The sequence below is a fragment of the Saccharothrix sp. NBAS 001 genome (assembly GCF_056640475.1).
The window spans coordinates 8,572,734-8,593,584 of the sequence record NZ_CM153251.1; the positions used below are offsets into that span (position 1 = coordinate 8,572,734).

Consider the following 20,851-nt stretch of genomic DNA (forward strand, 5'->3'; position numbering starts at 1 on the left):
GACGTGGTCGTGCGACCCGAACACCGTTTACGCGGGCGGAAGTGTCGGGAAACGCCGGGGAGCCGGTGACAGGCCAAGGGGGTGCGAGGCGGACGTCCCCACCCCGTTGCGGGCCGCCGGTCGTGACTGCGGAGTAGCGACCGGCGGCCCCGCCGCGTTCTCGGTAGCTTCGTGACCATGGCAGTAGTGGACAGCCCCGTCGGCTGGGTGAACAAGCACATCCGCAACTACATCGAATCCGATGGCTCGAAGGGCCACGAGTGGCGCTCCGGCGTCTACACGCTGCTCCTTACGACGATCGGCCGAAAGTCCGGACAACCCCGCCGCACCGCGCTGATCTACCAGCCCCACGGCGAGGCGTACGTGATCGTCGCCTCCAACGGCGGCGCGCCGGACCACCCGGCCTGGTACAAGAACCTCGTGGCGAACCCGACGGTCGAGGTCAGGGTGGGTGCGGACGAGTTCACCGCCACCGCGCGCACCACCTCCGGCGACGAGCGCGCGGAACTGTGGAAACTGATGAACGAGGTCTGGCCCGACTACGAGGGCTACCAGAAGAAGACCTCCCGCGAGATCCCCGTAGTCGTCCTGGACCGCACCGACCGCCCCTGACAGCCGCACCACCCCCCCGGGGCACCCTCACCACCCCTCAGGACGCCTCGAAGCCGCGCCGGGACCCCCGACGCGGCTCCGAGCCCTCTCAAATGTCTTCTCGGACGTCTTCTCGGAGACGTCATCTCAGGGGCGGACGAGGCGGACCGCCGCTCCCGTGACCCGCACGCGGTCCAGTTCAGGCCGCACGTCGACGCTCAGCACGCTAGGCCGGCCCATGTCCTCGCCCTGGTGGATGGTGAGCGTGCGCGGCGTCGTCACCAGGCCGAGCGTCCGCAGGTACCCGCCGAACGCCAACGCCGCAGCCCCGGTCGCCGCGTCCTTCACGACACCTCCCACCGGGAACGGGTCGCGGGCGTCGAACACGTCCTCCTCGCGCCGATGGACCAGGTGCGCGGTGACGGCGTCGTGGCGGACCAGCAGGTCGCGCAGGCCGTGGAAGTCGTAATCCAGGTCGGCGAGCCGTTCCCGGGTCCTCGTCGCCAGCACCAGGTGCCGCGCGCCGCCGAACGCCCAGTGCGGCGGAAAGCGCGGGTCCAACTCGTCGTGCCGCCAACCCAGCACCGCCAACGCCCGGTCCAGATCACCGGGAACCACCGGCGTGGACGAGGTCGGGACGCTGGTCAGCGTGGCGGTCCGCCCGTCGGTGTCCACCACGACCTCGCCCGCCCGGGTGTGGAACACCAGCGTGCCGACGTGGTTCATCGCGACGGCCGTGGCGACCGTGGCGTGACCGCAGAACGGGACCTCGACCTCCGGGCTGTAGTACCGCACGCGGTACGCGTCGGGGTCGTCGTGCGGGAAGACGAACGCCGTCTCCGAGTAGCCGACTTCCGCCGCGATCGCCAGCATCCCGGCGTCGTCCAGCCCCGTGGCGTCGAGGACCACGCCCGCCGGGTTGCCGCCCTTCGGGTCGGTGGTGAAGGCGGTGTAGCGCAGCACGTCTGTCATGGTTCCAGCCTCCGTCATACCCGACATCGAATCCAACGATTCTCTGCGATGGGTTCCATCGGTATTGTCGATGACATGGACACCCGTCTCCTGCGCACACTCCTGGTGCTCGCGCGCACGGGCAGCTTCACCGCGACGGCGGCCCAGCTGCACCTCGTGCAGTCGACGGTGACGAGCCAGGTCAAGGCCCTGGAGCGACACCTCGGCGCGCGCCTGTTCGACCGCCTGCCGAGCGGGGCCAGGCTGACCGAGGCGGGCCGGCGGGCGGTCGAGCACGCGCGCGAGGTGCTGGCCGCCGAACAACGCCTGCGCGACGCGGTGCGGGGCAGCACGGCGGTGGAGGGCGACGTCCGGATCGGCGCGCCGGAGTCCGTCTGCGCGTACCGGTTACCGCAACGGATCGCGGACGTGGCGCTGCGCTGGCCGGGCATCACCGTGCACCTCAGCCCGGTCGGCACGCGGGAGGCGATCGCGGGCGTGCGCAGCGGCGGCCTCGACCTGGGCCTGGTCCTGGAGGACGCCGTGATGGCCCCCGGCCTGAAGGTCAACGCGATCGCGGTGGAGCCGATCGAACTGGTGGCGGCCCCCGGCGTACCGCTGGACGAGCGCTACTTCCTGCTGGAGGAAGGCTGCTCCTACACCGACCGCTTCGTCCGCGAACTGACCGCCACCCCGAACATCACCAGGTTCGGCAGCATCGAAGCGGTCCGGTCGTGCGTCGTGGCGGGCCTGGGCTGGACCGTCCTGCCCCGCGTGGCCGTCACCGAACAACTGGACGCGGGCACCCTGCACCGCGTGCGAGAACTGCCCGACAGCACCCTCTTCCTGGTAACCGACCCCCGCCGAACCCCTTCGGCAGCAGTACGAACAGTCGCCGACGCCCTGAGCTGACACCCCCTCACCCCTCACACCCCCACCCCCACCCCCACCCCCCTCAGACCCACACCCCACACCCCCTCAGACCCACACCCAGCAATGGCGCGCGCAGCGCGCACACCACTCCGCCGGCTGCGTGTCATCCCCGTATGGCCTGCCCGCAGGGAACCGCATGTGTCAAGGGGATCGACCGCACCACCAACCCCGACGCCGGCCCGATCCCCTTGACGCATGTGGTTGTCTCCGACCAGGCCATACGGGGATGACACGACGCCATGGGCTTTTCGTCATCCTTGGCGGCCTGCCCGTCCGGCGAGGACTCTTTCCGCTTTCCCCGCCTGATCGCCCCGGTCACCCGAGCCCGGTCAACATCGCCTCACAACTGCGAACCACCACGGCCGCCGCCCGTCGCTGCCCCTGGTCGTAAGCCGGATTGGCGGCCTGCTCCCGCCACCGCCCCACCGCGTCCAGCACCACGTGCCGCAGCTCCGCATCCTCCGGCTGGTACTCCATCCCCAGCCGCGCCACCACGTTCGTCCCCATCCCACCCACCAACCGGGACGCTTCGTCGTCCAACCCACCCGGCAGCTTCGTACGCCCGCTCTGCAACGCCGCCAACAACCGCAACTCACGAAAATCGTGCGCCGAAGCCAAAATCCGCTCCACCCCAGCCACCAACCCCACCGACCCGGCCCGAGGTTCGTTGCGCAGCACCACATCCAACCCCAACAACGCAGACCGCGCCTTCAACACGTCCTGGCGCTCGGTGAAGTACGCCCCGATCGACTCCCTCAACTCGCCCAACCCGCTGCGCTGCACCAACTGCCCCGTCAACCGCACCGGGGTGTCGAAACCCTGGCGGATCAACGTGGTGGTCAGCCGAACCCCGAAAATCCCGAACCGGTCCACCAGCGCCCGCCGGACCGCCGGGTCCAGCCGCACCGGGAAGTCCTCACCCACGAACCGATCCGCCGACAACAGGTGATCGTCCAACTCCACGCGCGCCAACGACGCCAGCGACGCCAACGCCGCGAACTCGTCCGCCTGCAACGTCCGAGCCGCCACCGCCAACAACCCGGCCACCGCGATCACGTTCTGGCACAACGGTTTTACCTGCGCTTCACGACGGTACCGGCGAGCGATCTGCTTCGCCGACGACAACGCGTCGATCCGCCCCCCACCAATTTCGTCCGCCCGCGCCAGCACCAACACCGTGTTCACCGGCGCGGCCCGCGCCACCGGGTGGTCGTGCGCGGTCCGCAGGTACCGCAAATCAGTGCTGTGCACGTGCCGCGTCAGGTACAGCACCGCGTCCGCCTCGCCGTAAACCTGCTCGACAGGCGCACCACCCGGCGTGTCGATCAGCGTCACGTCCCGCAACGACCGCGACGGCCACTGCACGTCGACCCTCTCGGCCTCTCCCGCGTCCACGAACGCCCGCCCGTCCCGCCGCGCGATCGGCACCTCATGCGGCCCGACCGCCGCCCGAGGGCGCTCGCCGTCCCGATACCAGGTGAACGCCCCGGTAGGCACGAACTCCTCGCCGATCAACGCGTTCGCCACAGTCGACTTGCCACTACGCGGCGCACCCGCCACCGCCACCCGAACCGGCTCGGCGAACCTGGCCTGCTGCGCACGCAGCCACGCCACCGCGCGCGGGCTGTCCCGGTAGACCGCCAGCGCCTCTTCCAACAACACCCACACCTCGTCGACGAGCGTCACGCGCCGACCTCCACCCACCGACCCGCCCCGCCCCGACGCTCCACGACCAGCCCGGCATCACGCGGACGCTCCACGACCAGCCCGGCATCACGCGGACGCTCCACGACCAGCCCGGCATCACGCGGACGCTCCACGACCAGCCCGGCATCACGCGGACGCTCCACGACCAGCCCGGCATCACGCGGACGCTCCACGACCAGCCCGGCATCACGCGGACGCTCCACGACCAGCCCGGCATCACGCGGATGCTCTGTGAGCAGCTTGGCCCCGCGCAGATGCTCCGCGAGCAGTCCGGCTTCGCGCCGACGCTCGATGAACGGCCCGACCGCACGCCGACGCTCCACAGGCAGCCCGACTCCGCGCCGACCCACCCCACACCGGTCCGTCATGCGCTGATCCCCAACGGCGGTGTCCCGCCCGCGACCGCCTGCACCCGCTGGTAGAGCTGCACGAGCCGGTCCAACTCACGCTTGGCCTCCCGGGCCCGGCGCTCGCGCTCGGTCGCGTCGTCCTGCACGGCTCGACGCGCGCTGCGGGCCGATTCCAGCAACGTCTCCTGGAGATCGTCGGCGAGCGTGCTGAAGTGGCTGCGCAGACTGCGCTGGATGTTGCGCGCCGCGTCCCGGAAATCCTTGCTGAACTTGATGAAGAAGTCGTCCACGTGCCGCTGCGCGGCCACCCGGGCCGCCGCCTGCCGCCGCTTGAGCCGCTGGTCGCTCTCGTCCATGATCGACTTCCCGCCGAACAGCGCACCCGCGCCCAGCGAAATCACGTTGATCAGCGGCATGCCGGCGAGGCTGGTCACCAGCCCGAGCATCAGCACCCCGCCGTAGGACCCGCGCAGCCCGGTGAACAACTTCTGGCTCACCGTGAACCGCTCGATCACCGGTTTGTCCATCTTGGACACCCGGTCCAGCACGTCCGCCGGGAACACCGACTCCGGCAGCAGGTCGTCGCGGTGCACCGGGAAGCTGCGGGCCACCTTCTCGGCCACCCACTCCGACCGGTCCAGCAGCCAGGTGAAGTTGGTCGCCGCGGCCTCGGTGAGGTTGTCCTCCAGCCAGTCCTCGAACGCCTCCCAGCCGCGCGCCGGGTCGGCCGTCTCGAACGTCTTGTCCACCTCGCGCAGGATCCGCCGGGTCCGGTCGCGCAGGTCGTACTCCAGGTCCGACACCAGGTCGGCCATCTCGTCGGCCAGCACGGTCTGCCAGCGCGCGGACCGCCGGCGCAGCTCGTCGATCCGGCGCTGGGCCTCGTTGAGCTTGGCGATGGTGGTCTGCGGACCCTGGACGGTCAGCTCCTCGCGGACCGGCGCGACCAGCTGCTTGATCGCGGACCCGGCGGTCACCGCGACCGTCCGCCGGGCCAGCAGGTCGGCGGCGGCGACGATGTCCTGCTGCACGCACGCCAGCAGGTCCGGGAAGCCGGATTCGGCGTTGAGCGCCTTGTCGCCGGTCTTGGCGGCGCGCAGGCGCAGCGCGGCGGACACCGGGATCAGCTTGGCGGCCACGCCCGCGCGGGCCAGGTGGGCCCGGTTGCGCTCGACCACCCGCCGCCACTGCGCCGCGATGTCGATCTTGGTGAGCACCACGGTGACGTTCGGGCAGGACGTCATGACCTGCTTGAGCAGCTCGATCTCGGACGTGGTCAGCTCGGCGGTGGCGTCGGAGACCATCAGCACCGCGTCCGCCTGGAGCAGCGCGGCGAACGTGCTGGCGGTGTGCGCGGGGCGCAGGTCGCCGACGCCGGGCGTGTCGATGAGCACCAGGCCGGAGGTGAGCAGCGCTCGCGGGATGCCGACCTCGGCTCTGAGCAGCTCACCGCTGTGGCCGGCGCTGACCTGGTCGGCGAGCTGGTCGATGGGCACCGGGATGCGTTCGGTGGGCGTGTTCGCGATGGTGCGGACCAGGGTGGCGTTGGGGGTCTCGGCGTGTTGCACGAACGTCGGCACGGTGGTGGTCACGTCGTCGCCGACCGCGCACACCGGCGCGTTGACCATGGCGTTGACCAGTTGGCTCTTGCCCTGCTTGGGCTCGCCGAGGACGAGCACCCGCACTTTCGGGTCGAGCTGCCGGCTCCGCGTCTCGCGCAGCCGTTCGGCCAGGTCCGGCCGGTTGTGGGCGGCGCAGGACCGGATCGTGTCGTCGAGCACGTCGAGCCAGGGTGCGGACATCACCCGGAAGAGTGTGCTGTATTCACTCAGTGAGGTGAAAGAGGGCCGGTCCCGACCTTCGCCGGCACCAGCCCTCCTCCTCGACAACCCGGATCCGGACAGCGGGTCTAGAACAGGGCGTCGCTGATGTCGCCGCCGCCGATCAGCGGCACGTCGTCGAGGCCCGCGCCCAGCAGCGGCACGTCGATCGCGCCGACGTGGTCGGTGATGTCGCTCACGCCGGTGCCGTGGGACAGCCGGCCCGCCGTGTCCTCGACCGTGTCGACCACGGTCTCCGGGCCCAGCTCGCGCTCGGGCAGCGCGGACAGGCCGTCCACGTTGAGCGTGTTGGCCAGGTGGTCCGGGGCGAGCGCGCCGGTCAGGTTGCCGGGCAGGTCGTGGGTCAGGTTGCCGGCGAGGCCACCGGTCACGCCGTCGACCACGCCGGAGAGCGTGTCGACCGCGCCGAACACGGGGCTGGTCAGGCCGTCCGTGCCCGGCAGCGCGCCGGTGACCCCGCCCGCGTGGGCGACGTCGAAGGAGCCGGTCGCCGTGCCGGCCAGGTCGTGGACCGGGCCGGTGGCGGTGGGCAACGTGCCGTCCAGGGTGTGCGTCACGTCGCCGACCGCCGAGAAGTCACCCGCCACGGACGCGTCGACGGAGCCGACGGTGTCCGCCAATCCCCAGCTGGAGACCCCGCTGAAGAGGTTCAGCCCGTTGGCGTCGGCGCTCAGCGCGCCCGCCGCCGCGAGGTTCACGTCGGACGTGCCGGGCACGCCCGAGAGGGACAGCTGCTGGGCCACGGCCTGCAACTGGCCGATGGCGCCCGAGGCGTCCACCGCGTCCAGCGGGAGGTCGTTGAGCGCGGTGCCGTCGAGAGCGGGCAGGCTCCCGGCGGGCACGTAGTCGAGGACCAGCGGCAGGACCTCCTGCACGTCCAGAGCGCTGATGTCGCTCAGGCCCGCGTCGGCCAAGGCCCCCTCGGCGTCGGCCTGGAAGTCGGCCAACCGGGCGGGGTTGCTCAGCAGGTCGAGGACGAAGTCGTGCAGCGTGTTGGGGCTGGTGCCCATGATGGGTGTCTCCTGGTCGAATCGGTCGCGGGTCGAATCGCTTCGCGAGTGCGGCGGGACCGGCAGGGGTGGGTCCGGCCACGACGATCAAGTTAGGGACCGGGGGACTCGCCGCCATCGGGGATTACTCCCAGTAGATCCCGCAACCACGATGGGGTGGTTCTCGTTCACTCCCTAGGGGGTTAGGGGATCTGCTTGTGACTCCCCGGTAGCCCCGTGTACGTACTGGGACCCGTTACCGCGACCGGCCGAGTTGAGGAGGCTCCGAGTTGCCGTACGTCCTCGGGGTCGACGTGGGCACCACCCGCACCGCCGCCGCCGTGTGCCGGCTCGGCGGGGCCGGTCGCGCCGAACCGGAACCGGTCGGGCTCGGCGGCCCCGGCGGCGGGGTCGCGTCGTCCCTGCAGCTCACCTCGGACGGCGCGTTCGCCGTGGGTGAGCCGGGTGACCCGCGCTGGACGGCCACCGGCTTCGCCCGCCGGGTCGGCGACGACGTGCCGGTCGTGCTCGGGTCCGCGCACTACCCGGCCGAGGAGCTGACCGCGCTGCTGGTGATGTGGGTGGCGGGTCAGGTCGCCGACCGTGAAGGTGAATCCGCTTCACGGATCGTGCTGGCGCACCCGCCGGGCTGGGGACCGCACGCCAAGAACCTCGTGCACCGCGCTCTGCACGCGGTCGGCCTGCCCGACGTCACCCTGCTGGCCGAACCGCTGGCCGCCGCGGCGTCCTTCGGGCGCGGCCCGGTCGGCGTGTTCAGCCTGGGCAGCCACGCGTTCGGCGCGGCCGTCGTGCGGCCCCCGTTCGACCTGGTGTCCTGGGCGGACGGGGTGGACCAGGCGGCCGGCGCGGACTTCGACGACCTGGTCTTCGGGCACGTGCGCGCCGCGCTCGGCCGGCGGTTCGCCGAACTCGACCCGGACGACCCGCGCACCCGCGGCCTGCACGGCCGGCTGCGCCGGGACTGCGAGGCCGCCAAGCGGGTGCTGTCCGGGACGTTCGAGACCGCGATCCCGGTGCACCTGCCCTCCGGCGTGGTCGAGGTGCCGCTGACCCGCGCCCGCTTCGAGGAGCTGATCCGGCCCGACGTGGAGCACGCCGTCGCGGTGTTCGAACGGGTCGTGCGCGGCACGCCGCCGGAGACCACCGCGCTGGTCGGCGGCAGCGCGCGGATCCCGCTCATCTCCTCGCTGCTGCCCGGCCGGGTGGTGTTCGAGGCCGCGCCGGAGACGGCCGTGGCCAAGGGCGCGGCGCTGGCCGGGCGGCACCTGCTGCTCGGCCCCGACGACCCCGAGCCGATCGAGACGTCCGTGCTGGTGCGCGACGACGACCCGCTGCTGAGGTTCCCGGTCGGCGGGTCCACGCCCGCCGCCGACGAGGAGTTCACCGCCCCGCCGCCCCGCCCGCCGATCGACATCACGCCGCTGGACCTGCCGGAACGGCGTTCCGTGAAGCGCGTCGTGCGCGGGCTGGCGGCCACCGGGCGGTCCCGCGACCGCGACCCAGCCGAGGACGGCCGTTGAGCCTGCGCATGACTTCCGAACGCCCGCTGCTGTCCGACCCGGCCCGCCAGGTGCTGGCCGAGATCGCCGCCGCGCCCGAGGCGGCGCTGCGGCTGGGCGTGCTCGCGCCCGGCGGGTACGGGAAGACCACCCTGCTGCGCGAGGTGGAGCGGGCCTACCGGGACGCCGGCGTGGAAGCCGAGATCGTGGACGACGCCCACCTGCTCGGCGACGCCGAACTGCGCTCCCTGCGCGCGGTGGTCGAACGGGGCGATGCCCGGATCGTCGTCGCCTACCGGCCGTGGCCCCGGTCCCGGGCGCTGGCCGCGCTCGCCGAGGCGCTGGGCCGGGTGCGCCCGCCGCTGATGCCCGGCGCGTTCACCCGCGAGCAGGTGCGGGCCGTGCTGCCCGCTGCCGGGCGCGCCCTGGCGGACTTCGTGCACCAGCAGACCGGCGGCGTGCCCCGGTTCGTGATGCGGCTGGCGGGCCTGACCTCCGCCGAGGTGCCGGCCGAGGCGGTCGCCGCGTTCCGGGCCGACCTGGACTGGCTGGAACCGGACGTGCAGAAGTTCCTGCTCGCCGCCGAGGCCGGCGCGGCGCTCCGGCTGGACCTGCTGGGAGCGTTGCTGGACAAGGACTCCGACGCGGTCGGCGAGGTGATCGAGGCGGGCCGGGCCACCGGGCTGCTCGCCCCGGACGGCACCCTGCTGCCGGTGGCGCGGACCGCCGTGGCGGCGCTGAGCCGCACCGACCGGCGGATCGCCGTGCGGCAGCGCCTGGCCGAGCTGCAACTGCGCTCCGGCGGCCCGGTGCTGGACCTGGTGCGGCCGTTGCTGGGCACGGGCGTCGGCGGGCCCGCGGTGGCCGAGGCGTTCCAGGCCGCCGCGAAGGAGGCGCTGCCCACCGACCCGGCGCTGTCCGCCCGGCTGCTGGCCGCCGTGGGCACGCCGGACGCCGAGGTGGCCGTCCGGCAGGCCGCCGCGTCGGCCATGTCCGGCGACCTGGACGCCGCGCTGCGGCTCGCCGACCAGGTGATCTCGGCCCAGGTCGGCACGGCCGGCGACCGGGGGCACCGGGGCGCGGCGGCGGAGGTCGCCGCGATCGCCCTGGCGCACCGCGGCCAACTCGCCCGCAGCACCGAACTGCACCGCTGGTCGCCCAGCGCCACGTCGACGGCGTTCGCGGTGGTCGGCCAGGTCGGCACCGGCCGGGTGCCCGCCGGGCCGCTGCCGGTCGCGCCGCCCACCATGCTCGACGGCGGCGCGTCGCTGATGGCGCACGGCGTGCTGGAGTCGATCGGCGACGCGCCGGCCACCGCGCTGTCCACCCTGGTCCGCGCGGTCGGCCTGCTCGAACCCGCCGGGCGCGCGCTGCTGCTGCCGGACACGCCCGCCGCGCTGGCCGGGCTGGTCGCGCTGCACAGCGGCGAACTCGCGGTGGCCGAGTCGGTGCTGGAACGCGCGCTGGCCACGGCGCTGGGCGGCGCGCTGATGACCGTCCGGCACCGGCTGCTGCTGGCCTGGGTCGCGATGGTGCGCGGAAACCTCGTGCAGGCCAGGGAAACCCTGATCGCGCTGCGCAAGACCGGCCGTCCGCTGGAACCCCGGGACTGGATCTTCGCGGTGGCGCTGGAGGTCGGCGTGGCCCGGCGCAACAGCGACCTGGCCACGTTGAAGCGCACCTGGGAACAGGCGTGCGAGGCGGTGCTGCGGCACCCGGTGGACCTCTACACGTTCCTGCCGCTGGGCGAGTTCGCCGCGGCCGCCGCCCGGCTGCGCGACCAGCACCGGCTCGCGCCGCACCTGACCGCCGCGCGGGACCTGTTGCGGCAGTTGGGAGATCCGCCGCTGTGGGGCGTGCCGCTGCACTGGAGCCTGCTGCACGCGGCGATCATCGCCGAGGAGGCGCCGGCCGCCGAGGAGCACGCGGCGGCGCTGGCCGCGTGCGCGCACCGCGACCGCTACAGCGCGCTGCTGTCGACGGCGGCGGAGAGCTGGCTGGACGTGGTGGCGGGCAAGGTCGACGCCGACCGGGTGGAGCACGCCGCGCGCGGACTGCACGCCGCCGGCCAGTGGTGGGACGCCGCCCGGCTGGCCGGCCAGGCGGCGATAAGGACCTCCGACCGGCAGGCCATGGTGCGCCTGCTGGACTGCGCCCGGCTGTTGCAGGGCCGTCCGCCCGGCGCGGCCCGCAAACCCGCCGAACCGGCCGCCGAGCCCGCCGACCCCGGCAAGCTCGGCGACTCCGGCAAGCTCAGCGACCGGGAGCGCGAGGTCGCCGAACTCGTCGTCGGCGGGCTGACCTACAAGCAGGTCGGCGACCGGCTGTTCATCTCGGCGAAGACCGTCGAGCACCACATGGCGCGGATCCGCCAGCGCCTGGGCTGCACCAGCCGCGCCGAACTGCTCGACCAACTCCGCCAGATCCTCGGCTGACCCCGGACCACCCCCGCCCGGCTCACTGCTGCCAGAGCCAGAACTCCACGCCCTGGTCGTCCACGCACTCGGCGGCCCGCCCGTAGCCCTGCTGCTCGGGCTCGCCGGCGGTGCCGCCCCGCTCCCGCACCCGCGCGAGCGCCGAGCCCAGGTCGTCCACGGCGAACATCAGCTTCCACCCGGTCCACGGCTGCCCGCCCCACAGACCCGCCATCGGCAGGCCGGTGCCCTCGATGCGCCAAGCGCGCTCGACCCGGCCGGGCGTGAACGTCCAACCGAGCACCGCGCCGTAGAAGCGCTTCGCCGCTTCCTCGTCGGGCACCTGGAACGTGTGGTAGCCGATGTGCCCCTGCGGCGTGCGCTCCTCCGCTGCAACCGCGCCGGGACCCGCGTCGGGACCCTCCGCCGCACCCGCGTCGGTGCTCGCGGCGACCATCCACCGGTAGCCGAACGGGTCCAGCACCGTCCCCCCGTACCCGTGCCCGGTGTCGGCCGCCGCGCGCAGCACCCGCGCACCCCGCTCGACCGCCCGCGCCACCACACCGTCCACATCGGACACTTCGACCCGGTGCATCGGCCGCACGCCGGTGCCGGTCGGGGCGAGGTGGTCGTGCTCGGCGGACTCGTCGGCCAGCATCAGCACCGACCCGCCCAGCGCGATCTCGGCGTGCCCGACCGACCCGTCCGGCATGACGACCGGCTCGCCGCGCGGCACCGCCCCGAAGACGTCCCGGTAGAACTCGATCGCGGCCCGGGTGTCGCGCACCGCCAGGTACGGCGTCACGGTCGAGTAGGTCGCGGCCGTCGGAGCTGCGGTCGTGGTCATCTCTCCTCCAAGGAGCACGGCCCGCTCCAGCCGTTCCCGCAACCGCTCGGCGAACCCCTCGTCGGGGTCGACCGGCCGCGTCGGCTGGTAGAGGGCGTCGAACGGGTCACTCATCCCGGCCTCCGGGATACGCGTGGCGGAACGCGGCACGGGCGCGCACCAGCAGCGCCTCCGTCGCGTGCACGGTCCGCCCGAGCAGCTCCGCCACCTCCGGCACGGACAGCCCGTCGAGGTAGCGCAGGGTGAGCGCGGCGCGGTGGTGCGGGCCCAGCCCGGCCAGCACCTGCCGGGCCTGGAACGCGTCGAGGTGCTCGTCCCACGGGTCCTCCACCTCGGGCTCGCGGTGCGCCAGGCGCAGCCCGCGCTCCTCCCGCTCCCGCCGCCGCCAGTGGTCGACCAGCTTGTGCCGGGCGATGCCGATCAGCCACGCCGGGCTGACCGGGCCGCCCGCGCGGGCCGACTGCACGGCGGCCAGGAACGTCTCGGACGTGAGTTCCTCCGCGTGCGCCCGGTCGCCGCACCGGGCCAGCAGGTAGCCGTACACCTGCGGCAGCGCGGCGTCGTAGACGTCCAGCAGCGCGAACGCCGGATCCGGGTGGGCGCGGGGTGGGCTCACACCTCCATAGTCGTTCGGGAGGGCCCATCTCCGACGGGTGAAGTCGTCACTCGTGCGTACCAATTCGCCGGGGCCGCGCGACCGGGGCTCAGGCCGGTTCATCCTTTGTGGAGAGCCGGGCCAGGACGAGCCCCACCGAGGCGATCACGAAGTTCTGGAACGCGGGGGACAGCCCGTTCCAGTCCTTCGACTGCCACATCAGGAACCACTCGCCGCCGACCACGATGAACCCGCCGCCGAACAGCAGCACCTGCATGACCCAGCCGGCCGTGGACAGCCGCCGGGCCGCCGGCAGGCCGCGCAGCCACGCCACCAGCGCGGTCAGCAGCACGGCGGCGGTCAACGCCTCCCAGGCGATGATCAGGACGTACGCGACGGTCACGGCGGCCGGGCTGGTGATGGCGCGGTACGCCGTGCCGGGCGTCTGGAACGTGGTGTCCATCGCGAACACGTGCTGCACGAACGCGCGGTTGGTCTCGTAGTCGGTGACGTTGCCCAGCACCACGAGCACCATGTAGACGCCGGTGATCGCGGTGAGCACCACGACCGCCGCCTGCGGGCTCCCCACCCGGCCGAGTAGACGCATGGCCTGAAACTTATCCACGATCTGTGCGAAGTCCATGACGAAGAGTGCCGATTGAGACGATCGGGGCCGTCGGCCGCCGTCAACGGTTCGGGCCGGCTACGGGCACGGGGGTTCGTAGTCCAGCTGCGGCAGGTGCTTGCGCCACAGGTCCTCGGGCAGCACGCCCTTGGTCTTGGCGCAGACCCGGCCGATCGTGCGCTGCTGGTCGAGGTCCCACAACCGGACCGTGGTGTCCAGGCTGGTGGAGGCGAGCATCCGGCCGTCCGGGGTGAACCGGACGTCCTGCAACCCGGCGTCGTGGCCGGTCAGCGCCTGGCCCAGCGGACGCGGGCGGAGCAGGTCGCGCACGTCCCACAGCCGGATGGTCCGGTCGTCGCCGCCGCTGGCCAGGGTCTTGCCGTCCGGGCTGAACGCGATCGTCACGGCCGCCTCCACGTGCCCGGTCAGCGGCGGGCCGATCGGCCGGACCCGGGTCGGCGCGGACAGGTCCCACAGCCGGATCGACTTGTCGTCGCCGGCGGTGGCCAGCACCCGGCCGTCCGGGCTCACCGCGCCCGCCCGGACCGCGCCCGCGTGCCCGGTCAGCGGCCGGCCGAGCGGCTGCGCGGCCGCCGGGTCGGTCACGTTCCACAGCCGCAGGGTCTGGTCGGCGCTGCCGGTGATCAACGTCCGGCCGTCCGGCGTGAACAGCGCGAAGTGCACGTACCCGCTGTGCCCGACCAGCGGTCTGCCCAGCGCGCGCGGCCGTTCCCGCTCGGTGATGTCCCACAGCTGCACCGAATCGTCGTTCGAGCCGGTGACCAGCACCTTCCCGTTCGGGCTGAACGCGACCGGCGCGCTGTAGCGGGTGTTCAGCTCCAGCGGGCCGCCGAGCGGGCGCACCACGCCCGGGTCGGACAGGTCCCACAGCCGGACCGCCTTGTCGCTGACGCTCGCCAGCGTGCCGCCGTCCGAGCTGATCGCCAGCCCCCAGACGCCCGCCTCGTCCCCGTTCACCGCCAGCGCGGCGCTGTGCGGCTCGTGCTGGTCGGTCAGGTCCCACACCCGGATGCTCTGGTCGCGGCTGCCGGTCACCATGCGCTTGCCGTCCGGGGTGAACACCGGGCCGACGGTCCGCCCGGAGTGGCCGACGAGCACCGTCTTGGGCAGCGACCACAGCCGCACCGCGGTGTCCTGGCTGCCGGTGGCCAACCGGTAGCCGTCCGGGCTGAACGCGACCGCGTAGATCGTGCCGTTGCGGCCGGTCAGCGGCTGGCCGATGATCAACGGGTGGGCCGGGTCGGTGACGTTCCACAGCCGCGCGGTGCCGTCGCCGCCGCCGCTGGCCAGCACCCGGCCGTCCCGGTTGAACGCCACCGACCAGACCGCCCCGGTGTGGTCGGTCAGCGGCCGGCCGAGCAGCTGCGCGCGGGCCGGGTCGGACACGTCCCACAGCCGGATCGACTTGTCGTCGCTGCCGGTGGCCAGCACCCGGCTGTCCGGGCTGAACGCCACCGAGCGGACGATCCCGTCGTACCCGGCCAGCGGCGCGCCCAGCGGGACCGGCCGGGTGCGGTCCTCGACGTTCCACAGGACCACGGTCTTGTCGTCGCCGCCGACCGCGAGCAGCCGGCCGTCCGGGCTGAACGCCACCGAGCGCACCTGGCCGGAGTGCAGGCCCAGCGGCGCGCCCAGCGCGGTCGGCGCGGCCGGGTCGGCGACGTCCCAGAGCTGCGCGGTGCGGTCCTCGTTGGCGGTGACCAGGGTCCGGCTGTCCGGCGCGAACGCGACCAGGTAGATCGTGCCGTGGTCGCCGACCAGCGGCTGGCCCAGGGCGCGCGGCCGGCTCGGGTCGGTGACGTCCCAGAGCCGGACGGTGCCGTCGTCGCCGGCCGTGGCCAGGGTGGTGCCGTCCGGGCTGAACACCGCCGAACTCACCCAGCTGCGGTGCCCGCGCAGCGGCGGGCCGAGCGGTTTGGGGTTGTCCCGGTCGCGCAGGTCCCACAACCGCACGGTCGAGTCGTAGGACGCGGTCGCCAGGGTGTTGCCGTCGCGGGAGAACGAGGTGAGGTAGACCGCGCCCTCGTGGCCGACGAGCTGGGTGGCCAGCGGCGTGCCCTGGGTGGACAGGATGCGGGTGTAGACCTCCTGGTCGTCCGGGCGCATCCGGTGCGCGACCAGGTCGAGCTGCGCGGACAGCGACGGGTCGGTCTCCAGCAGCCGGTCGGCCTCCGCCACGACCTGCCGGAACACCGCGTCGTCGCGCTGCCGCACGGCCAGCACGGCCGCCGTGACGGCGATGATCGCCAGCACCACCACGACCACCACCGCGCTGCGCCGGCCCCACGTCGCACGTCGGCGGGACTGGGTGGACACCGACAGGAAGTCCTGCGCCACCCCGGTCAGGCCGCCCGGACCGGCCGCGTCCGCCCAGTGCCGGGCGGTCTCCAGCCGCGCGCCCCGGTACAGCAGCGACGAGTCGCGGTCCTGGTGGGCCCAGGTCGCCGCGTCCTCCTCCAGCCGCTGGCGCAGCAGCTGGCCCTCCCGGTCCTGGTCGATCCAGCTGCGCAGCCGGGGCCACGCCTGGAGCAGCGCCTCGTGGGTGATCTCCACCGACCCGGCGTCGAGGGTGACCAGCCGGGCGCGGGCCAGCACCTCCAGCGCCTCCTCGCCGGCCGCCCGGTTGGCGGCCTGGTCGACCAGCTCGTGCCGGGTGGACCGGCGGCGGGTGTCCTGGGTGTCCTCGCCGACCCGGACCAGGCGCAGCAGCAGCGGGCGGGCGGCGAGCTGGGCGTCCGGGGCGAGGTCGGCCCACGCGCGCTCGGCGGTCGCCGCGACCGCGCCCTGGATGCCGCCCGCCGCGCGGTAGCCGGAGATGGTGAGCTTGCCGCCGGTGCGGCGCTGCCAGGTGGCCAGCAGGGCGTGCGAGAGCAGCGGCAGCGCGCCCGCGTCGTACGCGCCCTGGCCGGCCCGCCCCGGGGCCCGTCCGCTGCGCACGCCGAGGTCGCGCAGCATCAGCTCGATCAGGCCCGGCTCCAGTTGCAGGCCGGCGGCCTTGGCCGGGCGGGACACGGCCTCGCGCAGCTCGGCGGAGGTCATCGGGCCGAGCACCATCTGGCGCTCCTGGAGCGCGTCGGCCAGCTCCGGGAACGCCAGGCAGCGGCCGTAGAAGTCGGCCCGCACCCCGAGCACGACCACCGCGGGCGGGACGCCGCCGGGTGCCGCGGGCGTGCACGCCACGTGCAGGGCCTGCACGAACACCTGCACCAGGTGCTCGTCGCCGCTGAGCGTGAACGCCTCTTCGAACTGGTCCACGACGACCACCGCGCGCTCGGCGCCGTGCCGCTCGGCGTAGGCGGCGAACGCGGCCCGGATCTGCGCCGCGAACCGCAGCACGCCCAGCAGGGTCTGCCCGAGGAACGTCTCCGGGCCGTCCGCCGGGTGCTGCTCCTCGACCCTCTCCACCGCCATCGCGAGCACGTCGGACAATTCCGGTACCTGCCGGACGAGTTCTTTCACCGGATCCGCGCCGGGCGTCACGACAATGGTCGGCCAATTCGCCGAACCGGGCACCTCCAAAGCGCCGGCGCGGACCGCCGGAATAACCCCGGCGCGCACCAGTGACGATTTACCGGCGCCCGACGCGCCGACCAGCATGACGATTCCGCCGGTTTCCGCGGCGGCACCCAGTCGGGACACCAACGCGGCCGTGCTGCGTTCCCGGCCGAAGAACCACGAGGAATCCTCCGGCTGGAAGGCGGCCAGCCCCCGGTACGGGCAGACGCCGATCTCGTCGGAGCTGGGCGGCTCCTCGTCGTCGGGCGCGGTGGCCGGGCTGGCCAGCGCCTCCTCCCACAGCGCGCGCCACGCCTCCAGGTCGTACAGGCCCGCCGCCGGGGGCTGCGGACGGGACTTGCGGGCCTCGCCGATGAGCACTTCCAGGACTACCGAGAGTGCCGAGAACCGGGCCGGTACGTTGCGGCCGCGCCGCCAGTCGCTGACCCGCTGGGCGGTCGCCCGGACCGGGCGGCCCCGTTCGTCGGCGCGCCGGGCGCGCGCGACCGACTCGGTCACCCGCTTCAGGGGAGGGTCTCCCGCCTCCGCGTAGAGCAGCGCGAACCGCTCCGCGAAAACGGCGCGGGGCCCCGACCCCTGAGCAGAACCAGCCATCCGCGGCGACCTCCTCTGGTCCGTTCTTCCGGACCGGAAAACCGGATGTGAGCGCGTGAACAGGTCGTTTGTGGACCGGTGTGGCACCAGGCAGTCCACCCTAACGACTTGCGCTGCCAAGCTGCCCGGGACGTTGCGCCGACGTCGTCAGGTTGGGCGAAGGGACCGGTCGAAGTGGTTTCGCCAGCAACTACCGCGAGTGTCGCGGCGTTCGCCGCTGAGGGGTCCTGGGGGTCTTCTCAGCGGTGCGCGCCCAGCCGGCCCGGCCGGTGGAACGGCGCGGCGACCTGTCATGTCGGCCGTGACTGACGGTGGTGCGACCGGCCCGGTGCCGGTCACGGCCCGTGAGCACCGGGGCGGTCCCGGTGCGGCCCGGGTCCGCCCGATCCTGCGGACCGTGCTCGACGGGCACGCCCGGGATCGGGCCGAGGTGGGGCTGGTGCCGCCGGCCGGGCTCACCGCGCCACTGCCCGCCCGGTCCGGGTCCGCACAGCGCCGTGCGACCTGACCGGGCCGCCACCTCGATGTCGAATTTCCGCCGGCCGACGGCCTGGCGTTGACCGATGCTGGATCACGTGCACGAAGACGCGGAACGGTGCGTGCGGGCCGTGCGGTCCAAGGACGCGCGGTTCGACGGGTGGTTCTTCACAGCGGTGTCGACCACTCGCATCTATTGCCGGCCGAGTTGTCCGGTGGTGCCGCCCAAGGTCGAGAACATGCGGTTCTACCCGAGTGCGGCGGCGGCCCAACAAGCCGGATTCCGGGCGTGCAAACGGTGTCGGCCCGACGCGAGTCCGGGCTCTCCGCTGTGGAACCACCGCGCGGACTCGGTGGCCAAGGCCATGCGGTTGATCGCGGACGGCGTGGTGGACCGCGACGGCGTGCCGGGGCTGGCCGCGCGGCTGGGCTACAGCGTCCGCCAGGTCGAGCGCCAGCTGCTCGCCGAACTCGGCGCGGGCCCCCTCGCGCTGGCCCGCGCCCAGCGGGCGCAGACCGCGCGGCTGCTGATCGAGACGACCGCCCTGCCGATGGCCGAGGTCGCCCTGGCGGCCGGGTTCGCCAGCATCCGGGCGTTCAACGAGACCGTGCGCTCGGTGTTCGACCTCTCGCCCACCGACCTGCGGACCCGGCGGCGGGCCGTCCCGGACACGCCCGGCGTGCTCTCGCTGCGCCTGCCGTTCCGCGCGCCGCTGTGCCCGGACAACCTGTTCGGGCACCTCGCGGCGACCGCGGTGCCGGGCGTGGAGGAGTGGCGGGACGGCGCGTACCGGCGGACGCTGCGGCTGCCGCACGGGCACGCCGTGGCGACGTTGCGGCCGCAGCCCGACCACGTGGCGTGCCAACTCGCGCTGACCGACCTGCGGGACCTGTCGATCGCGATCGCCCGGTGCCGGCGGATGCTCGACCTGGACGCCGACCCGGTCGCGGTGGACGACCAGCTGCGCGCCGACCCGGACCTGCGCCCGCTGGTGGACCAGGCCCCCGGCCGGCGGGTGCCGGGCACCACCGACCCGGCGGAGTTCGCCGTGCGGGCGGTGCTCGGCCAGCAGGTGTCGACGGCGGCGGCGCGCACGCACGCCGGGCGGATCGTGGCGGCGGCGGGCACGCCGATCACCGACGTCGGCCTGACCCACCTGTTCCCGACCCCCGAGGAGCTGCTGTCCCTGGACCCGGCGGTGCTGGCCATGCCGAAGGCGCGTAAGGTCGCGTTCTCGGCGCTGGTCGAGGCGCTGGCGTCCGGTGCGGTCGACCTCGGGGTCGGCGCGGACTGGGGCGAGGCGCGCGCCGGGCTGTCGGCGCTGCCGGGGTTCGGGCCGTGGACGATCGAGGTGATCGCGATGCGCGCGCTGGGCGACCCGGACGCGTTCATCCCGGGCGACCTGGGCGTGCGGGTCGCGGCGCGGGCGCTGGGGATGCCGGACACACCGGGCGCGCTGATCGCACGTGCACAGGCGTGGCGCCCTTGGCGGGCCTACGCGGTCCAATACCTGTGGGCGACCGGTGACCACGCGGTCAACCGGTTGCCGGCCTGAGAGGAAGCTTCGCGGTGGTAGCGCACACGGTGGTCGACAGCCCGGTGGGGCCGTTGACGTTGGTGGCCCGGGACGGCGTGCTGTCCGGGCTGTACATGACCGAGCAGAGGTACCGGCCCGCCGAGGACAGCTTCGGGGCGCGGGACGCCTCGCTGTTCGGCGACGTGGTCGAGCAGCTGGCGGAGTACTTCGCCGGCTCGCGCACGGAGTTCGACGTGCCGCTGGACCTGGTCGGCACGCCGTTCCAGCGTGCGGTGTGGACGGCGCTGCGCTCGATCCCGTTCGGCGAGACGACGTCCTACGGCGAGCTGGCCAAGGTGCTGGGGCGGCCGACCGCCGCGCGGGCGGTCGGCCTGGCCAACGGGCACAACCCGATCGGCATCATCGTGCCGTGCCACCGGGTGGTCGGCTCCGGCGGCGACCTGACCGGGTACGGCGGCGGCATCGCCCGCAAGCGGCAGTTGCTCGACTTCGAGGCTCAGACACCGACCTTGGACCTGTCCGGGGTCTTCGCCGGCTGACGTCGGCGCGTCCTGCCCCGGTCCAGCCACCACTCCACGAACAGGAACGGCAGCACCCAGCCCAGCCACGCGGAGATGCCCGCGATGGCCTGCACCAGGGCGACCTCGCTGCCGCCGAACGTGGTGCCCAACTGGCCGGGCAGGATCATCCCCAGTGCGGCGGCCCAGAACCGGTTGCTGATGATCGACAGGGTGAGCGCGGTGCTGCGCAGCATCCAGCGCCGGTGGTCGGCGTGGCGGCGCTGCCGCGCCATCCGGTAGCCGGCGATCGTGCAGCCGAGCCACAGCGACCCCATCAGGACGTTGCCGACCTGGTTCACCGGGCCGAACGGGCTGACCGCGCCGATCGCCACGGCCAGCACGCCGCCGGGCAGCACGCCCGCGAACACGTAGACGCGGCCCGCCCGGCGGTGCCAGGCGGGGTGGTTGTGGCGCAGCCACGGCCAGATCTGGAGCACGCACGCCAGGATCGCGATCGACCCGAACACCACGTGCCCGGCCAGGAACGGGTAGTGCCAGGTGTGGTCGCCGGGCTGCGGGACCCGGGACTGCGCGGGGTCGAACGTCAGGTACCTCGGCAGCGAGAACGCCACGAACGCGGCGACCAGCACCCCCAGCGGCGCCACCCAGTGCCGCCGCCACCAACTCCGCTTGACCTGTGTGTCCACCATGCCGCCGACTCTGGCCACCCCCGCTGACGAACCCCGCACCGAACGCTGACCGCGCCGCGCACGGCCCCCGTCACGGGGCACAGCGGGCCGTCACCGACAAGTCGAGTTGTCTTGACAAACTGAGTTGTCGGT

The 20,851-nt window shown here is 73.5% G+C and carries 17 protein-coding genes; 7 read left to right on the plus strand and 10 right to left on the minus strand.

Features of this window, described 5'->3' with window-relative positions; all coding sequences use genetic code 11:
* Positions 1-177: 177 nt before the first annotated feature.
* Complete coding sequence (locus AC0HI0_RS38085; RefSeq protein ID WP_480928314.1) at positions 178-612, plus strand: nitroreductase family deazaflavin-dependent oxidoreductase; 435 nt, start codon at positions 178-180, stop codon at positions 610-612.
* Between the two features lie 126 nt (positions 613-738).
* On the opposite strand, the gene AC0HI0_RS38090 is transcribed toward AC0HI0_RS38085, so the two are convergent.
* Complete coding sequence (locus tag AC0HI0_RS38090; RefSeq protein ID WP_480928315.1) at positions 739-1,563, minus strand: PhzF family phenazine biosynthesis protein; 825 nt, start codon at positions 1,561-1,563, stop codon at positions 739-741.
* Positions 1,564-1,638: 75 nt separating this feature from the next.
* On the opposite strand from AC0HI0_RS38090, the gene AC0HI0_RS38095 reads away from it, so the two are divergent.
* A complete protein-coding gene (locus AC0HI0_RS38095) occupies positions 1,639-2,454 on the plus strand; it encodes a LysR family transcriptional regulator (protein ID WP_480928316.1) in 816 nt (271 codons plus the stop codon).
* 336 nt (positions 2,455-2,790) lie between these two features.
* On the opposite strand, the gene AC0HI0_RS38100 is transcribed toward AC0HI0_RS38095, so the two are convergent.
* The 4 genes from AC0HI0_RS38100 to AC0HI0_RS38115 form a co-directional block, all read right to left on the minus strand.
* Positions 2,791-4,161: a P-loop NTPase family protein gene (locus tag AC0HI0_RS38100; RefSeq protein ID WP_480928317.1), complete on the minus strand. Its 1,371-nt coding sequence runs from the start codon at positions 4,159-4,161 to the stop codon at positions 2,791-2,793.
* The gene (locus tag AC0HI0_RS38105; protein ID WP_480928318.1) at positions 4,158-4,505 is read right to left on the minus strand and encodes a hypothetical protein; all 348 of its coding nucleotides are present in this window, start codon (positions 4,503-4,505) and stop codon (positions 4,158-4,160) included. The genes AC0HI0_RS38100 and AC0HI0_RS38105 overlap by 4 nt, the downstream gene beginning before the upstream one ends.
* A gap of 41 nt (positions 4,506-4,546) precedes the next feature.
* Positions 4,547-6,334, minus strand: coding sequence for a dynamin family protein (locus AC0HI0_RS38110; protein ID WP_480928319.1), 1,788 nt, complete (start codon positions 6,332-6,334; stop codon positions 4,547-4,549).
* A gap of 107 nt (positions 6,335-6,441) precedes the next feature.
* Positions 6,442-7,383, minus strand: a complete 942-nt coding sequence (locus tag AC0HI0_RS38115; protein ID WP_480928320.1) for an IniB N-terminal domain-containing protein — start codon at positions 7,381-7,383, stop codon at positions 6,442-6,444.
* Between the two features lie 269 nt (positions 7,384-7,652).
* Between AC0HI0_RS38115 and AC0HI0_RS38120 the strand changes: the two genes are divergently transcribed.
* Positions 7,653-8,903: an Hsp70 family protein gene (locus tag AC0HI0_RS38120; protein ID WP_480928321.1), complete on the plus strand. Its 1,251-nt coding sequence runs from the start codon at positions 7,653-7,655 to the stop codon at positions 8,901-8,903.
* Positions 8,904-8,911: 8 nt separating this feature from the next.
* On the plus strand, positions 8,912-11,317 hold the full coding sequence (locus tag AC0HI0_RS38125) for a helix-turn-helix transcriptional regulator (protein WP_480928322.1): 2,406 nt from the start codon (positions 8,912-8,914) through the stop codon (positions 11,315-11,317).
* Positions 11,318-11,339: 22 nt separating this feature from the next.
* Here AC0HI0_RS38125 and AC0HI0_RS38130 read toward each other — a convergent pair whose 3' ends face one another.
* The 4 genes from AC0HI0_RS38130 to AC0HI0_RS38145 all read right to left on the minus strand — a co-directional run bounded on the left by AC0HI0_RS38130 (position 11,340) and on the right by AC0HI0_RS38145 (position 17,494).
* A complete protein-coding gene (locus tag AC0HI0_RS38130; protein WP_480928323.1) occupies positions 11,340-12,257 on the minus strand; it encodes a VOC family protein in 918 nt (305 codons plus the stop codon).
* Positions 12,250-12,759 (minus strand): RNA polymerase sigma factor, encoded by a 510-nt coding sequence (locus tag AC0HI0_RS38135; RefSeq protein ID WP_480928324.1) that lies wholly within the window; start codon positions 12,757-12,759, stop codon positions 12,250-12,252. Before AC0HI0_RS38135 ends, AC0HI0_RS38130 begins: the two co-directional genes overlap by 8 nt.
* An 88-nt stretch (positions 12,760-12,847) precedes the next feature.
* Positions 12,848-13,345 (minus strand): DUF2165 domain-containing protein, encoded by a 498-nt coding sequence (locus tag AC0HI0_RS38140; protein WP_480928325.1) that lies wholly within the window; start codon positions 13,343-13,345, stop codon positions 12,848-12,850.
* 96 nt (positions 13,346-13,441) lie between these two features.
* Positions 13,442-17,494, minus strand: coding sequence for an nSTAND1 domain-containing NTPase (locus AC0HI0_RS38145; protein ID WP_480928326.1), 4,053 nt, complete (start codon positions 17,492-17,494; stop codon positions 13,442-13,444).
* Between the two features lie 301 nt (positions 17,495-17,795).
* Between AC0HI0_RS38145 and AC0HI0_RS38150 the strand changes: the two genes are divergently transcribed.
* The 3 genes from AC0HI0_RS38150 (at position 17,796) to AC0HI0_RS38160 (ending at position 20,048) form a co-directional block, all read left to right on the plus strand.
* A complete protein-coding gene (locus AC0HI0_RS38150) occupies positions 17,796-18,002 on the plus strand; it encodes a hypothetical protein (protein WP_480928327.1) in 207 nt (68 codons plus the stop codon).
* Between the two features lie 67 nt (positions 18,003-18,069).
* Positions 18,070-19,527 carry a DNA-3-methyladenine glycosylase 2 family protein gene (locus AC0HI0_RS38155; RefSeq protein ID WP_480934479.1) on the plus strand — a complete coding sequence of 486 codons (1,458 nt, stop codon included), beginning with the start codon at positions 18,070-18,072 and terminating at the stop codon, positions 19,525-19,527.
* A gap of 14 nt (positions 19,528-19,541) precedes the next feature.
* Positions 19,542-20,048: a methylated-DNA--[protein]-cysteine S-methyltransferase gene (locus AC0HI0_RS38160; RefSeq protein WP_480928328.1), complete on the plus strand. Its 507-nt coding sequence runs from the start codon at positions 19,542-19,544 to the stop codon at positions 20,046-20,048.
* On the opposite strand, the gene AC0HI0_RS38165 is transcribed toward AC0HI0_RS38160, so the two are convergent.
* Positions 20,006-20,719 (minus strand): DUF2306 domain-containing protein, encoded by a 714-nt coding sequence (locus tag AC0HI0_RS38165; protein ID WP_480928329.1) that lies wholly within the window; start codon positions 20,717-20,719, stop codon positions 20,006-20,008. The genes AC0HI0_RS38160 and AC0HI0_RS38165 overlap by 43 nt on opposite strands.
* Positions 20,720-20,851 lie beyond the last annotated feature (132 nt).

Bases quoted from the DNA above. Each gene is read 5' to 3' on its own strand.
- AC0HI0_RS38130 (WP_480928323.1), bottom strand. From the start codon at position 12,257: ATGAGTGACCCGTTCGACGCCCTCTACCAGCCGACGCGGCCGGTCGAC.
- AC0HI0_RS38095 (WP_480928316.1), top strand. From the start codon at position 1,639: ATGGACACCCGTCTCCTGCGCACACTCCTGGTGCTCGCGCGCACGGGC.
- AC0HI0_RS38090 (WP_480928315.1), bottom strand. From the start codon at position 1,563: ATGACAGACGTGCTGCGCTACACCGCCTTCACCACCGACCCGAAGGGC.
- AC0HI0_RS38085 (WP_480928314.1), top strand. From the start codon at position 178: ATGGCAGTAGTGGACAGCCCCGTCGGCTGGGTGAACAAGCACATCCGC.
- AC0HI0_RS38165 (WP_480928329.1), bottom strand. From the start codon at position 20,719: ATGGTGGACACACAGGTCAAGCGGAGTTGGTGGCGGCGGCACTGGGTG.
- AC0HI0_RS38115 (WP_480928320.1), bottom strand. From the start codon at position 7,383: ATGGGCACCAGCCCCAACACGCTGCACGACTTCGTCCTCGACCTGCTG.
- AC0HI0_RS38125 (WP_480928322.1), top strand. From the start codon at position 8,912: ATGACTTCCGAACGCCCGCTGCTGTCCGACCCGGCCCGCCAGGTGCTG.
- AC0HI0_RS38145 (WP_480928326.1), bottom strand. From the start codon at position 17,494: ATGGCTGGTTCTGCTCAGGGGTCGGGGCCCCGCGCCGTTTTCGCGGAG.
- AC0HI0_RS38110 (WP_480928319.1), bottom strand. From the start codon at position 6,334: ATGTCCGCACCCTGGCTCGACGTGCTCGACGACACGATCCGGTCCTGC.
- AC0HI0_RS38140 (WP_480928325.1), bottom strand. From the start codon at position 13,345: ATGCGTCTACTCGGCCGGGTGGGGAGCCCGCAGGCGGCGGTCGTGGTG.